The 14,456-nt window shown below is 74.9% G+C and carries 12 protein-coding genes; 3 read left to right on the top strand and 9 right to left on the bottom strand.

The features are described from left to right. The first annotated feature begins 12 nt into the window (after positions 1 to 12). Positions 13 to 798, top strand: a complete 786-nt coding sequence (locus OHA34_RS01115) for a hypothetical protein (protein WP_329520414.1) — start codon at positions 13 to 15, stop codon at positions 796 to 798. Here OHA34_RS01115 and OHA34_RS01110 read toward each other — a convergent pair. Next, the gene (locus OHA34_RS01110; RefSeq protein ID WP_329520413.1) at positions 795 to 2,399 is read right to left on the bottom strand and encodes an adenylate/guanylate cyclase domain-containing protein; all 1,605 of its coding nucleotides are present in this window, start codon (positions 2,397 to 2,399) and stop codon (positions 795 to 797) included. The genes OHA34_RS01115 and OHA34_RS01110 overlap by 4 nt on opposite strands. Positions 2,400 to 2,439: 40 nt before the next feature. Beyond that, on the bottom strand, positions 2,440 to 2,934 hold the full coding sequence (locus OHA34_RS01105) for a winged helix-turn-helix transcriptional regulator (protein WP_285943794.1): 495 nt from the start codon (positions 2,932 to 2,934) through the stop codon (positions 2,440 to 2,442). A gap of 93 nt (positions 2,935 to 3,027) precedes the next feature. On the opposite strand from OHA34_RS01105, the gene OHA34_RS01100 reads away from it, so the two are divergent. Then, positions 3,028 to 4,437, top strand: a complete 1,410-nt coding sequence (locus OHA34_RS01100) for an MFS transporter (RefSeq protein ID WP_285943795.1) — start codon at positions 3,028 to 3,030, stop codon at positions 4,435 to 4,437. 172 nt (positions 4,438 to 4,609) lie between these two features. On the opposite strand, the gene OHA34_RS01095 is transcribed toward OHA34_RS01100, so the two are convergent. The 3 genes from OHA34_RS01095 to OHA34_RS01085 are packed head-to-tail and all read right to left on the bottom strand — an operon-like array spanning position 4,610 to position 7,340. Beyond that, positions 4,610 to 6,010, bottom strand: coding sequence for a vWA domain-containing protein (locus tag OHA34_RS01095; protein ID WP_329520412.1), 1,401 nt, complete (start codon positions 6,008 to 6,010; stop codon positions 4,610 to 4,612). A gap of 5 nt (positions 6,011 to 6,015) precedes the next feature. Further along, positions 6,016 to 6,894 carry an AAA family ATPase gene (locus tag OHA34_RS01090; protein WP_329520411.1) on the bottom strand — a complete coding sequence of 293 codons (879 nt, stop codon included), beginning with the start codon at positions 6,892 to 6,894 and terminating at the stop codon, positions 6,016 to 6,018. After that, on the bottom strand, positions 6,891 to 7,340 hold the full coding sequence (locus tag OHA34_RS01085; protein ID WP_285943798.1) for a hypothetical protein: 450 nt from the start codon (positions 7,338 to 7,340) through the stop codon (positions 6,891 to 6,893). The genes OHA34_RS01090 and OHA34_RS01085 overlap by 4 nt, the downstream gene beginning before the upstream one ends. Before the next feature lie 140 nt (positions 7,341 to 7,480). On the opposite strand from OHA34_RS01085, the gene OHA34_RS01080 reads away from it, so the two are divergent. After that, positions 7,481 to 7,828, top strand: a complete 348-nt coding sequence (locus tag OHA34_RS01080; protein WP_285943799.1) for a hypothetical protein — start codon at positions 7,481 to 7,483, stop codon at positions 7,826 to 7,828. Positions 7,829 to 7,950: 122 nt separating this feature from the next. Here OHA34_RS01080 and OHA34_RS01075 read toward each other — a convergent pair whose 3' ends face one another. The 4 genes from OHA34_RS01075 to murJ all read right to left on the bottom strand — a co-directional run bounded on the left by OHA34_RS01075 (position 7,951) and on the right by murJ (position 14,359). Next, entirely contained in the window at positions 7,951 to 10,146 is a 2,196-nt protein-coding gene (locus tag OHA34_RS01075) for an acyl-CoA dehydrogenase (protein ID WP_329520410.1), read from the bottom strand. 82 nt (positions 10,147 to 10,228) lie between these two features. Further along, positions 10,229 to 11,248: a TerC family protein gene (locus OHA34_RS01070; protein ID WP_285943801.1), complete on the bottom strand. Its 1,020-nt coding sequence runs from the start codon at positions 11,246 to 11,248 to the stop codon at positions 10,229 to 10,231. Positions 11,249 to 11,481: 233 nt separating this feature from the next. Further along, on the bottom strand, positions 11,482 to 12,753 hold the full coding sequence (locus tag OHA34_RS01065) for a glycosyltransferase family 4 protein (RefSeq protein WP_285943802.1): 1,272 nt from the start codon (positions 12,751 to 12,753) through the stop codon (positions 11,482 to 11,484). After that, a complete protein-coding gene (murJ, locus tag OHA34_RS01060; RefSeq protein WP_285943803.1) occupies positions 12,746 to 14,359 on the bottom strand; it encodes a murein biosynthesis integral membrane protein MurJ in 1,614 nt (537 codons plus the stop codon). The genes OHA34_RS01065 and murJ overlap by 8 nt, the downstream gene beginning before the upstream one ends. Positions 14,360 to 14,456 lie beyond the last annotated feature (97 nt).

Here is a 14,456-nt window from a genome sequence, read left to right as displayed (position 1 = left end):
TCGGGAGGTGTGATGCGGCTCAGCGCGACGCCCGTCGTACTCGCCTTGTGCTCGATTCCGTTCGCCGCCGCGTGCGGCACCGACACCGGCCAGGCGGGGGCGGGGGCGGGGGCGGGGGCGCTGAACGTTCCGCCGCCGATGGCCGGCGGATCGGCCGCGCCGCCTGCGGACCCAGGGACCACGCCGCCGGCACCGCCCTCGAGCGGCGCCGCGGTCTCCCCGCAGGACCGGGCGGCCGAGCCGCTCGGCAAGCGGGGCGCGTGGCGCATCACCACCTACTACACCGCCGTGCAGAGCTTCCACCGCGGCAAGGCCAAAGCGGTGCGCGGCTGCCCCAAACTGCATTGCAGCCACGGCACCACGCCGCTGGGCTCCTACCCCGCCGGTTTCCTCAAGGTGATCCAGATGGAGGGCAGCGGCCGGATCACCAGCGGCCCGCACGCGGGCCGCTACCTCAACTGGTCGCACAGCGTCGGCTGGTGGCTGGACGACACCACCCGCGACTCCGGGGCCGCCCCGCTGCGGGCCTGGGGGTCGGCGGCGGCCGACCGGTCGGTGCTCGCCCGGGGGCGGCGGTTCGTGATCACGGGCTGCGGCCGGGACGGGAACGGCCGCCCCGTCCCGGCGAAGGTGTGCGACACCTTCCGCAAGGCCCGCTGGACGGTCACCGACCTGTTCCGTCCGGGCTACGGGGGCGAGCACCACGCCGATGTCTACATCGGTGAGGAGACCGGTCCGGGCTTCGCCGGATCCGACCTCTACACCACCCTGCGCGGCGCCACCCTGGCCTCCGCCTAGGCGGTGGGCGGCGGCTCGGCGCCGGCGGGACGCGGTGAGGCCAGGCGGGTGGCCCGGGTGCGTCCGCGCAGGACGACCTCCTCGCCCAGGCACCAGCGCGCCGCCTCGTCCGCGCCGGCCTCCTCGACCACCGAGCCGGAGGCGAGCACGCCGCCGTCGGCGCTCTTGGCCAGGTCGGTGAGGCGGGCGGCCTCGTTGACCGGGTCGCCGATGACGGTGTACTCGAAGCGCTCCTCGGCGCCGATGTGCCCGGCGACCGCCTCCCCCGCCGACACCCCGACCCCCGCCCGCAGACTCGGGACGTCGGCGCGGAGCCGGACGGCGAGTTCGCGGGCGGCGGCGAGGGAGCGGGCCGCCGCGCCGTCCAGCGCCAGCGGCGCCCCGAAGATCGCCAGCGCGGCGTCGCCCTCGAACTTGTTGATCCAGCCGCCGTGCGCGCCGATCACCTCGACCACCACCGCGAAGAAGTCGTTCAGGAGCCGGACCACCTCGGCCGGCGGCCGGTCGGCGGCCAGCCGGGTGGAGCCGGCGATGTCCACGAAGATCACCGCGACCTCGCGCAGCTCCCCGCCGAGACCGGTGCCGCGCTCCAGCGCGACCCGGGCGACGTCCGCGCCGACCTGCCGGCCGAACAGGTCCTGGAGCCGGGCGTGCTCGCGCAGCCCGGAGGCCATGTGGTTGAACCCGGCCTGGAGCAGCCCGACCTCGCTGGCGTCGTAGACCGGGACCTCCGCCTCCAGGTCGCCGCGCTCGACCCGGGCCAGCCCGAGCCGGACCGACTCCACCGGGTCGGCGATCGCGCGGGCCGCGCCGTAGGTGACGCCGAGGCCGACGGCGAGGGCGGTGCCGCCGAGCGCGAGCACCGCCAGCGCGAAGTCGCGCAGGGTGACCTCGGCGATGAGGAACGAGCCGGTCGCGAGCGCGATCAGCCCGAGGATCGGCACGGCGGTGCCGAGCGCCCAGGCCAGCACGGAGCGGGCCACCACGCCGGGCAGGCCGGAGCGGCGCGGCGTCCCGCTGCGCAGCGCGGTGGTCACGGCCCGGCGCAGCAGCCGTTCGGTCAGCAGGTAGACGACCGTGCAGGTGGTGAGGCCGCCGAGCAGGCTGGTCAGCCCGAGCTTGATCGCGAGCAGGTGCGAGAACGGCGCGTTGACCACGACCCAGCCGAGGGTGCCGACGCCCCAGAGCGTCAGGTGCACGGCGGTCATCCGCAGCGGCCCGTACAGCAGCAGCGACCGTTCGTGCCGGTCGGGGGCGCCGTGCCGCTCGGCCAGCCGCCGGACCCTGCGGAAGAACCGCTCGCCGAGGACGAGGCCGACCGGGACCGCGGCGACGACGTAGGCGGTGAAGACGGCGTAGTTGAAGACGCGCAGCCGTGCGGAGACCTCGCCGGGCGGGTCGGGGATCACCACGGTGAACAGCAGGACCACCAGGGCGCCGCCGAGGTTGGCCAGGCCCGTCGCGAGGGTGACCAGGACGCGGGCGCGGCGGGCGATCGCGGCGCGCGTGTCACCGGGACGGCCGTCGATCAGGCGCCAGAGCGGCCCGAGCAGGCGCCGCTTCGGCCGGACGGCCGCGGGTCCCGTCTCCTCGCTCTTCACGAGGGTGGAGATTATCCCCTTTTGCCGGACGTTCCCTACATCAGGTCTCGATCGGCTCGAGCATCCGGTGCGGCTCCCGGAGCGCCAGGGTCACCGCGTCCCGCCGTCGGCCGAGGCCCGGACCGACGTGGATCTCCACGTCCTCGGGCGCGACGAACCGGTCGCACTCGGGGCAGGTGCCGTCCGGGCCGAGCCTGCTGCCGCACGCGGCGTGCAGGAACAGCCGGCACGCCCCGCCGTCCAGATGCCGCTCGCCCCAGCGGGCGAGCGTGTGCACGACCGGCCACAGTTCGGTCCCCATCGAGGTGAGGACGTACTCGTGGCCGTGCTTGTCGAGCACGCCCGCCTCGGTGAGCGCGTGGAGGCGGGACGAGAGCACCGCCCGCGGGATGTCCAGGTGGGCCTGGAAGTCGCTGAACCGGCGCACGCCGTAGAACGCGTCCCGGACGATCAGCAGCGTCCAGCGCTCGCCCACCACCTCCAGCGCGCGGGCCAGCGAGCAGTCCTGCGCCGCGTAGTCCTTGCCGAGTCCCATGACCGTCACGATACCCGCCCCGAGGTTCAGTGAACGAACCTCGTCGTGTTACCGTCGGCGGGCTTGGTTCGTTCACTGAACTCTGGAGACCGGATGACCGCACTGGCGACCCCCCGCGCCGGGCGGCGCGTGCCGGGCACGGCGGCCGTCGTGGCCGTGCCCGGCGCCGCGACGCTGCTGGCCCTGATGAACTACTGCGCGCCGGTGTCGACCCTCACCGAGACCGCGGCCGGCCTGCACGCCGGCCCGACGGCGCGGATCTGGGTGATGAGCTCGATCAGCCTCGGCCTGGCCGCGGCGCTGCTCGCCGCCGGCAGCCTCGCCGACGACCACGGCCGCAGGCGGATGTTCGTCATCGGCGCGGCGGCCCTCGCCGCGTCCAGCGTCGCCTGCGCCGCGGCGCCCAACGCGCCGGTCTTCATCGCCGGGCGCATCGGGCAGGGCGCGGCGAGCGCCGCGCTGCTCGCCACCGGCCTCGGCATCATCGGCGCGTCCTTCGAGGGGCCGCGGCGCGCGCACGCCACCGGGACCTGGGGCGCGATGCTCGGCCTCGGGATCGCGCTCGGCCCGATCGCGGCGTCCCTGCTGACCGCGGCCGGCGGATGGCGGCTGTGGTACTGGCTGGCCGCCGCGTCGTCGCTCGCGCTCGGCGCGGCGGCCTTGCGGGCGCTGCCCGAGTCCCGCGCCGCGCACCGCCGCGGCCTCGACCTGCCCGGCCTGGCCACGATGAGCCTCGGGATCGCGGCGCTGCTCGCGGCCGTCACCTGGGGCCGGACGGGCTGGACCTCCCCCGGCGTGCTGGGCCTGCTCGCCGCCTCGGCCGTCCTCCTCGGCTCGTTCGCGGCGATCGAGTCGCGGCGCCGCGAGCCGATGCTCGACCTCGGGCTGTTCCGGCGGCCGGCCTTCCTGCTCTCGATCGCCGGGGCGCTGGTCACCGGCCTGGCCGTCATCGGCGTGATGAGCTACCTGGCCACCGTCCTGGACGTGGCGCTCGGCCTGACCCCGTTCACCGCCTCGCTGGTGCTGGCCGTCTGGTCCGGGCTGTCGTTCCTGACCGCGCTCCAGGCCCGCCGGCTGCCCGCCCGGCTTGCCGCCGGCCACTTGCTGGCCGCCGGGCTCCTGCTCGGCGCGCTCGGCGAGCTGGCGATGCTCGGGCTGGCGCCCGGGCCGCACTGGGCCCGGCTGATCCCCGGACTGGCGGTGGCCGGCGTCGGCAGCGGCCTCGCCAACGCGATGCTCGCCCGGCTGGCCGTCGAGAGCGTCCCGGCCGACCGCGGGAGCATGGGCTCGGGCGCCAACAACACCGCGCGCTACACCGGCGCCGCCCTCGGCGTCGCGCTCGTGGGTACCGTCGCCACCGGCTCGTCCGGGGGCGGGCCCGGTGCGGCGTCCACCGCCCGTGCCCTCACCCACGGGACCAACGTCGCGCTGCTGCTCTCCGCGATCGTCGCCTTCCTCGGCGCCGCCCTCGCCGTGCTCATCCGCGACCGCCGCCCGGCCTGACGGCCGTGTTTCAAAGCCCGGTCCGGCGTCCTCGCCAGGCGGCTCGAACGCCGACCTGGCTCGGGCGAGCGCGACATCGCTCCGCGATCCGGCCGATGGGGCTCGCCTCCGACTTCGCCCCACCGGCCAGGCAACGCGCTCGCGCGACGGCCGGGGCACTTTGCGACAGGTCCTAGGCGAGCTCCTCGACGAACGCGGCGAGCTGGGCGAGGTTGCGGCACTCGTACATCGGCACGATCTCGTCGTAGCGGGAGGCGGCCGAGTCGCCGGTGTCCCACCGGTCGCGCGGCTCGGGGTTGAGCCAGTACGCGTGCCGCGCCCGGCCCGCCATGTCCCGCAGGATCGGCAGGGACAGCTCGCCGTAGTTGGACCGGGCGTCGCCCAGGATCAGCAGCGAGGTCCGCGGCCCGATCGCGTCGGCGTACCGGTCCTGGAAGACCTTGATGGCGTGGCCGTAGTTGCTGCGGCCGGTGATCCAGACCAGGTCGGCCTCGCGCGCCAGCCGCGTCATCGCGTCGGCGACGTCCACGCCCGGCGCGAAGAACTTGGTGATCTCGTCGGTGGCGTCGATGAACGCGAACGCCCGCACCTTGCTGAACTGCTCGCGCAGCGCGAACGTCAGCAGCAGCGTGAAGTGCGCGAACGCCGACACCGAGTCGCTGGCGTCGCACAAGACGACCAGCTCGGGCTTATGCGGGCGGCGCGGCCGGTGGTAGGTGGTCAGCGGCACCCCGCCGCTGGCGAGCGACGCCCGCACCGTCCGGCGGAAGTCGAGCCTGCCTCGGCTGCCGAGCCGCTGCCTCTGCGCGAGCCGGGTCGCCAGCCGCCGCGCGAGCGGGTACACCTCGCGCCGCAGCGCGGCGAGCTCGGCGCGGCGGGCCGAGGAGAAGTCGAGCCGCTCCAGCGGCGGGCGGACCGACAGCCGCGCGGTCCGCTCGACGCCGGTGTCCTCGGCGATCCGCCGCCGCACCTCGGCGCCGACCAGCTCCTCGAAGCGGGAGATGCGGTCGCGGAACGTGCGCCGCGCGACCCGCTCGGCCATACCGCCGCGCTCCCGCCCCTCCAGGACCGCGGCGAGCAGCCCGGCCATCAGAGTCTCGGGCGACATCGCGCCCAGCACCCCGGAGGAGAACCACGACTGCTGGCCCGGCGTCCGCCCGTACTCGCCGACCGCCGTGCGGGCGAACTGCCGCAGCGCGGGGTCGTCGCCCGACCGCAGCAGCCCGGCCAGCTCGCGGCGGCGGGCCTGCACCAGCGGGTCGAGCGGCGGCGGGACGGGCCGCCCGTCGGCGTCGAGCGTGCGGGCGGCCCGCCCGCCGGGCGCGTCCCCGGCGCCGACGCCGTCGCCGACGGCGGGCGGGAACCACAGGTCGAAGAGCATGTCGAAGGTCGGGCGGTGCGCCGGGCGCTTGACGAGGGTGGCGCCGCAGGCGGCGCGCAGCGCGTCCCGGTCGAGCAGGTCGATCACCTGCATCGCGCGGACCGCGTCCAGCCCCTCGGCGACCGACACCGGGAGCCCCGCCTCGCGCAGCGCGGCGACGAACCCGGTGTGCCGGTCAACGAGCGAGGCCATCGCGATCAGCCCTTCAGGCCGAGTTCCTTGACGGCCCGCTCCTGGTCGGAGACGTGCTTGAGGACGACGCCGAGGGTGCGCCCGACGGCGGCCTCGTCCAGCTCGTCCAGGCCGAGCGCGAGCAGCGTGCGGGCCCAGTCGACGGTCTCGGCGATCGACGGCGCCTTCTTGATCTCCAGATCGCGCAGCGTGCCGACCGTCCGCACCAGCTGCTCGGCCAGCTCGGCCTCGATGCCGGGGACCTGGGCCAGCACGATGTCCCGTTCCCGGCCCGGCGCGGGGTAGCCGAGGTGCAGGTAGAGGCAGCGCCGCTTGAGCGCCTCCGACAGCTCCCGGGCCGCGTTGGAGGTGATCAGCACGAACGGGCGGCGGACCGCCTCCACCGTGCCGAGCTCGGGGATGGTGACCTGGTAGTCCGACAGCACCTCCAGCAGCATCCCCTCCACCTCGACGTCGGCCTTGTCGGCCTCGTCGATGAGCAGCACCGTCGGGTCCTCGCGGCGGATGGCGGCCAGCAGCGGGCGCTCCAGGAGGAACTCCTCGGAGAAGATGTCCTCGTGGGTCTCCTGCCAGGCGCGGTCGGCCGGCGCGGCCTGGATGGCCAGGAGCTGCTTCTTGTAGTTGAACTCGTACAGCGCGCGGGCCTCGTCCAGGCCCTCGTAGCACTGCAACCGGATCAGCTCGGCGCCCGTGGCCGCCGCGACCGCCTTGGCCAGCTCGGTCTTGCCGACTCCGGCCGGGCCCTCCACCAGCAGCGGCTTGCCGAGCGCCTGCGCGAGGAACACCGTCGTCGCGATCGACTCGTCGGCGAGGTAGCGCACCCCGGCCAGCCGCCGGCCGGCCTCGGCGGGCGAGGAGAACAGCGGGTCGGTGTCGAGCGTCATCCCTTGCCCTTCGTGTGCTGCCGGACCTTGGTGTACGGCTGGTTGGTCCCGGCGAACAGCAGCTTGGCGCCGTGGTCGGTGAGCGTCGCGCCCCAGTAGGACGCGGTCTGCGGGTCGCCGCCCTCCCAGGAGAACCGGAACCTGTCCTTCCCCTCGGGGATGGCCTTCCCGCTCCAGAGCGTCTGCCCGCCCTTCATCCACACCCCGGACCCGTCCGCCTTGAACTGGAAGTGGTCCTTGGCGGTGCCCACCCACCGTCCGGTGAGCGGCTTGACCTGCGCGGCCGGCACCTCCGGCAGCGGGGCGAGCCTGGCGGGCGCCGCCGAACCGCCCTCCGCGGCCGGCGCGGGGTCCTTCTCCCCGCCGCTCCCGCAGCCCGCCAGGACCAGCACCACGGTGCCGGCCGCGACGGCCGCCGGAAGGGACGGGCGGAGCCGCACTCTCACGTGGACCTCCGGGAGATCTTTGAACGAAACGGCAGTTTACCGGCGGGACGCGCCCGGCTCCGACTCAGACCTGCGGGGTACCCGCCGGTTCCTCCCACCGGGGGAGGCACAGGGCGCCGCCCGGTGCCTATAACCGAACCATGACGATTCCACGCCTGCCGCGCGAGGACCTCACCGCGGCGATGGCAGCCCGGCGCGAGCTGGGCCCCGAGTACGACCAAGCGTTCATCGAGACCGTCGTCGGACGCATCGAGGAGACGCTCGCGGCCCGGAGCCCGGAGCCGGTGCGGGCGCCCGCACCGGCCGGCGTGCGGGCACGGGGCGACCGGGACACCGGCAGCCTCGCCATGGCGCTCATCTCGCTGATCGCGGCCATCCCGCTCAGCGCGATCGGGGTGGTGAACGCGGGGCTGCCCGGCCTGATCCTCGCCGGCGCGGTCATCGTGCTGGTGAACCTCACCTACACCTTCCGGCCCCGCCGGAACTGACCCCGCCCGCGCGCGACCGGCCGCGCGTACCGGGCGCGGCTCCGGGCCGCCCGGTCGCGGCGCCATGGCGGTCCTCCCATGGCACCGCGACCGTCGCATCGCGGTGCCCTACGACCGCCCGGTCACTTGCCGGGCTCGGGGTCGCGGGGCAGCCCGAGGAGCCGCTCGCCGATGATGTTGAGCTGCACCTCGGTGGTGCCGCCGTAGATCGTCATGGCGCGGCTGAACAGCATGGCCCGCGCCGCGATGCCGCTCTCGGCCATCGGCACCTCGGTGGTCGCCGCCGCGCCCTGCGCCGCCCAGCAGTAGTCGGCGACGTCCTGGTTGAACTGCACGCCGAGCAGCTTGCGGACGCTGGCCTCGGCGCCCGGCTCCACCCCGTTGAGCTGCTTGAGCGTGGTGCGCAGCCCGAGCAGGTCGATCGACTGGCCCTGCGCGACGAGCCGTCCGATCTCGGCCGCGGCGATCGCGTCGGGCTCCCGGCCCGCGAAGAAGCCGAGCAGCTCGGGCACGCCCATCCCGAGGCCGCCGCCGGTCGACAGCGACACCCGCTCGTTCGACAGGGTGTTGCGCGCGACCTGCCAGCCCTTGTCGACCTCGCCGACCACGCAGTCGTCGGGGACGAACACCTCGTCGAGGAACACCTCGTTGAAGATGGCCTCGCCGGTCAGCTCCTTGAGCGGCCGGACGTCCACGCCCTCGGACTTCATGTCGACCAGGAAGTAGCTGATGCCGTCGTGCTTGGCCGCGTCCGGGTCGGTGCGCGCGATGCAGAAGCCCCACTCGGCGAACTGCGCGACCGAGGTCCAGATCTTCTGGCCGGTGAGCCGCCAGCCGCCCTCGACCCGCTCGGCCCGCATCGACAGCGAGGCCAGGTCGGAGCCCGCGCCCGGCTCGCTGAACAGCTGGCACCACACCATCTGCCCGCGCAGCGTCGGCCGCAGGAACCGCTCCTTCTGCTCCTCGGACCCGTAGCGCACCAGCGACGGCACCAGCCAGGCGCCGATCACCAGGTTGGGCGCCTTGACCTTGGCGGCCCGCAGCTCCTGCTGGATGAGGATCTGCTCGACCGGCCCGGCGCCGCGTCCCCACGGCTGGGGGAAGTGCGGGACGGTCCAGCCCTCGTCGCCCATCCTGGCGTGCAGCGCGTTCTTGTCCTCGATCGCGGCGAGCTCGGCGACCTCGGCGCGAATCCGCTCGCGCAGCGGCTGCGCGCCCGCGTCCAGCTCCAGCTCGACCGGACGGCGCCCGCCGTCCAGCGCGAGCCCGGCGACCTTGGCCGCCCACCGCTTGGACGGGCCGAGCAGCGCCCGCAGCGTCAGGGCGCGCCGCAGGTAGACGTGCGCGTCGTGCTCCCAGGTGAACCCGATGCCGCCCAGGATCTGGATCGCGTCGCGGGCGGCCTGCACCCCCGCGTCACCGGCGATGACCGCCGACACCGCGGCGGCGAAGCCCGCCTCGTCCGCGCCCTCGTCCAGCGCGCGGGCGGCGTCCCACGCGGCGGCGCGGGCCTGCTCCAGCACGATCAGCATCCGGGCGGCCTTGTGCTTGACGCCCTGGAACTGCCCGATCGGGCGGCCGAACTGCTCGCGCACCTTGGCGTACTCCGACGCCGTGGTGACCAGCCAGCCCGCGAGCCCGGCGGCCTCGGCGCCGAACAGCGCCGCGGCCAGGTCGCGGACCCGGTCGCCGGTCAGCCCGTCCAGCACCCGGCCGGCGGGCACCGCGAGCCCCTCGGCCTCGACCCGGGCGACCCGGCGGACCCGGTCCAGGCTCTCCACCGCGGTGACGGTCAGCCCGGCGGCGTCGACCGCCACCCACTCCTCGTCGTCCCCGACCGCGACCGGGAGCACGAGGAGGTCGGCGAGCCCCGCGCCCAGCACCGTCGCGGCGGTGCCCGTGACCACCAGGGCGCCGCCGTCCCGGCGGCCGGTCAGGGTGCCGTCCAGCGCGACCGCGGCGGTCTTGGCGCCGCCGGCGAGCGCGGGCAGCAGCTCACCGCGCGCCTTGGCGTTGCTGGAGGCGTCGACCACGGCGCTCGCCAGCACGGTCGGCAGGAACGGGCCGGGGGCTGCGGCGCGGCCCAGCTCCTCCAGCACGACCGACAGCTCCAGCAGGCCGTAGCCCTGCCCGCCGTGCTCCTCGTCCAGATGCAGGCCGAGCAGGCCCTGCTCGGCCAGGGCCGACCAGAACGGCGGCCTGCTCTCCTCGCCGGCCTCCAGCGCAGCCCGTACGACCGTCGCCGGAATGTTGCGCTCGGCGAACCCGCGCACCGACTCGGCGAGTGCCTCATGCTCTTCGGTCAGCCCGATGGCCATTCGTCACCTTCTCTCAGCCCGCAGTTGATCCAGATTCTAGAACAGCATTCGGATCTCGTGGGGCCGTGACGTTACTCTCTAGTCACTTTCCTTCGGCGGACGGTCCCGGAACCGCCGGCTCGGCCTCGGCGGCCTCGTCCGCGGCCTCTCCGGCGACCGCCGCCGGCCGCGGCGCCGCGGCCAGGCTCGCGACCGTGGTCGCCACCAGCGTGCCCGCGATGACCGCCAGCGACAACCAGATCGGCACCTCCGGCGCCCAGGCCACGCCGTACTCGTGCAGCGCGTGGAAGATCAGCTTCAGCCCGATGAACCCCAGGATGAACGCCAGCCCGTGCCCCAGGTAGACCAGCCGGTCGGTCAGCCCGCCCAGCAGGAAGAACAGCTGCACCAGCCCCATCAGGGCGAACGCGTTGGCGGTGAACACCAGGTAGGGCTCGGTGGTCAGACCGAAGATCGCCGGAATGGAATCCAGCGCGAACAGCACGTCGGTGGAGCCGATCGCGATCATCACGATCATCAGCGGGGTGACCGCCCGGCGTCCGCCGCGGCGGGTGAGGAACCGGTCGCCGTCGTACTCGTCGCTGGTCGGGATCACCCGCCTGGCCCAGCGCAGCAGGACGTTCTCCTTGACCTCCTCCGACTCGCCACCGCCGCGCACCAGCCCGTAGGCGGTCCACATGAGGAAGCCGCCGAAGATGAAGAACACCCAGGTGAAGTTGGCGATGGCCGCCGCGCCGACCGCGATGAACGCGCCGCGCAGCACCAGCGCGATCACGATCCCGGCCATCAGCACGGTGTGCTGCGCGTGCTTGGGCACCGCGAACCGGGTGAGGATCACCATGAAGACGAAGAGGTTGTCGACGCTGAGGCTCTTCTCGGTGACGAACCCGCCGAAGTACTGGGCGGCGTACTCCCCGCCGGCGAAGGCCCACACGCCGAGGCCGAACAGCACGGCGAGGCCGACGTAGACGACCGTCCAGAAGGCGGCCCGGCGGGCGGTGAACTCTCTGGTGTCACCGCGATGGATGACGAACAGGTCGACGGCGATGACGGCGAGGATGCCGGCCAGGGTCAGGGCCCAGACCAGGGGTGATACGTGCATGTGAAACCTTCGGCGGACGGTTGTGGGCGCCGGAGGTCTCTCCCGCCCTGGAACCGGTACGGGCCGAAGGTCCCGGGCCGGTGCGGACCGGCCGTGCTGACGAGACCAACGCGCGGGGATACTCCCCTCCACTGCCTCCTTAAACGGGAGACCGCCGCGACCCGTTCCATGATTCGCCGACTTTGCGCATCAGCGCACGAACCGGGCACCAGGGCGCCGCGCCCGGAAGCCCGCTAGGCGCCGCTGCGCAGCTCGGTGTACAGGCCCGCGAGCTGCTCGACGGCGTCGTCCTCGGTGGGCAGCGCGGCGGCCCGCTGCGCGGCGGCGGCACCGAGCCGCACGGCCAGCGCCGGATCGTCCAGGACGCGGCTCACCGCCCGCTCCAGTGCCCCGGCGTCGCCCTGCGGAACCAGCAGCGCGGCCTCGCTCTCGGGTCCGTGCAGCAGGGACGCGCCGGGTTCGCCACCCCCACTGCCCGCCGTGCCCGCGCCGTCGCCCGTCCCGCCGCCGGCGCCGTCACCAATCGGCCGGCCCGTTCCGACGAGCTGCGGGATCCCGCCCACACGGGTGGCGACCAGGGGCCGTCCGGCGCGCAGGATCTCCTGGACGATGAGCGGCTGCCCCTCCCACACGCTCGGCACCACCGCGATGTCGGCGGCGGCGAGCAGCTCGGGGACGTCGGCGCGCCGTCCGAGCAGCCGCACCGGGAGCCCCTCCGCGTCGATCCGCGCACGCAGCTCGCCCTCCAGCGGCCCGTCCCCCACGATCGCGACGAGCGGCGGCGGGGTGCGCCCGCCCCACGTCTTCGCGGCGTCCAGCAGCGTCGGCAGCCCCTTCTGGTCGGCCAGCCGGCCGACGGTGAGGATGAGCGGCCGGTCGCCCACGCCCAGCTCGGCGCGGAGGTCGGCGCGGACCGCCGGGCCCGGCTGCGCGCCCGGCGCGGGCGCCGGGACCAGTGCGCGCCCGACCGAGCGGGCGCCGAGCTCGCGCATCCGCTCCTCCAGGTCGGGCGAGACGCCGAGGACCCGGCCCGCGCCGCGCGCGACGAGGCGTTCGAGGGCGCCATAGACGGCGGCGGTGCGCCCCCCGGCGATGACGGCGTTGTGCAGCGTCACCACGATCGGCGGGCCGCCGCGCGAGAACCGCAGCGGCCCGGGGGCCAGCCGGGCGCAGGCCGTGACCGTCAGGGCCCCGGCGCGCAGCCCGTGCGCGTGGACGACGTCGGCGTCCCGCAGCAGCGTGCGGAGCCGCGCGACCGCCCTGGCGTCGTGCACCGGCCGCGGCCGGTCGGCGAGGTCGACCTCGGCGAAGCGCGCGCCCGCGGCGGCGAAGCCGAAGAGCTCCTCGGTCGCGGCCGGCCCGCAGACCATCACCCGCGCGCCCCGTCCGGCCAGCCCGGCGGCGACCGAGCGCACGTGCCGGCCGACCCCGCCGGCGCTGGTGCCGAGCACTATCGCGACGCGCAGGCCGTCCATGGCGGTCTCCGGCATCTCCCGTTCAGACATTTCGCGTGACCTTCCGGCTGAGGACGGCCCGCAGGTCACGGCCGTCGACCACGAACACGATCGTGAGGAACACCGCTCCGGCGATCACCGCGGCGAGCAGGCCGACGCCCATGGTGCGGACCTGGCCGCCCGTCCCGAGCACCGCCGCGGTGGCGTGGCCCGCGGCCCCGCCCGCGGCGGCCCCGGCGAGCGCGGCCGCCAGAACGCGCGGCACTCCGCGCACCGCCGCCCGCCCCCTGGCCCGGACGAGCGTCGCCAGCAGCAGGATCCCGGCCACGGTCATGCCGGTCGCGTTGCCGAACCCGAGCGCCGCGACCACCCACCTCCGGTCGACCCAGAACACCAGCGCCAGGTCGGCGCCCATCACCACGAGCCACCCCGCGACGACGGCGAGCGCCCCCATCCTGCCACGGTGGCAGGCGTACAGGACGCGGCCGAGATGCGCCACCAGGCCGTATCCGAGCAGCCCCGGCGCAAACGCGAGCACCGCCCGGCCCAGCACCTCCTGCTGCCCGGCACTGCCGGGGTTGAACACCACCGCGACCGGCGAGGCGACCGCCGCCAGCACGCCGGCGCCCGCGCACGACACCAGGATCACCGCGCGCGTCGTCGAAGCGGTGATCCGGTCGAACTCCGCCGCGTCGGCCGCGCCGGTGCGCGCCGACAGCATGGGGAACGCGCTGGTCGCGATGGGCACCGCCAGGATCGCCCACGGCAGCAGGTAGATCGCCCAGGCGTACTGGTAGTTGGCGAGGGCGCCGTCCGTGCCCTGATAGCTCAGCCGCACCACCAGCAGCGCCGAGAGCTGCTGCGCCGCGACCGTGGCGAGGCCGGCGACCGCGAGCCGCCGCACGTGCCGCGCCACCCCGTCGGGGAAGCGCAGCGTGGGCCGCAGCCCGAGCCTCAGCCGCCACGCCGCGACCCCGGCGGTGGCCGCCATCGCCACCCCGCCGAGCGCGGTGCCGGCCGACAGCGTCAGCTCGGCGTCCAGCGGCAGCCCGGCCAGGTCGTTCTCGAAACCGCGGCCGAGCGGCGCGAACACCACGTAGGCGCCGATCACCACCAGGCTGGACATCAGCGGCGCCAGCGCGGGCGCGACGAACCGCCGGTGCGACTGGAGCAGCCCGTACAGGACGACGGCCAGCCCGTACATGATCATCTGCGGCGCCATGACCGCCAGCATGTCGCCGCCGACCGTGACGATGTCGGACCGGGAGCAGCCGTTGAGGTCCGCGCCGACCAGCAGTTCCATGATCGGCCGGGACGCCAGCGCGATCAGCAGCGACAGCGGCACCATCAGCAGCGCGATCCAGGTCAGCAGCGCCGAGGCGATCCGGCGCACCTGCTCGCGGTCGCCGCGTTCGGCCGGGCCGGCCAGCACCGGCACGACCATGCTGGCCAGCGCGCCGCCCGCGACGATCTCGTACACGATGCTGGGGAACTGAGTGGCGGTGAAGTACGCCTGGCTGAGGCAGGACGTGGTGACGGTCTGCGAGAAGACGTAGGTGCGCCCGAACCCGGCCAGCCGCGACAGGACGGTGATGACCCCGATGACCAGGGCCGCGCCCGCGAGACCGCCGGTGAGGCGGCGGAGGCTCGGTGTCACAGTGGTCGGCTCACAGTGGTCGGCTCACAGGGGTCGGGCACAGGGGTCGGGGCACAGGGGTCGGGGCACAGGGGTCGGGGCACAGGGGTCGGGGCAC

The organism is Spirillospora sp. NBC_01491 (assembly GCF_036227065.1).
GTDB classification, from domain to species: Bacteria; Actinomycetota; Actinomycetes; order Streptosporangiales; family Streptosporangiaceae; genus Spirillospora; species Spirillospora xylanilytica.
Note: the sequence above shows the minus strand (reverse complement) of the source record. Positions and strands in the feature narration are given on the sequence as shown.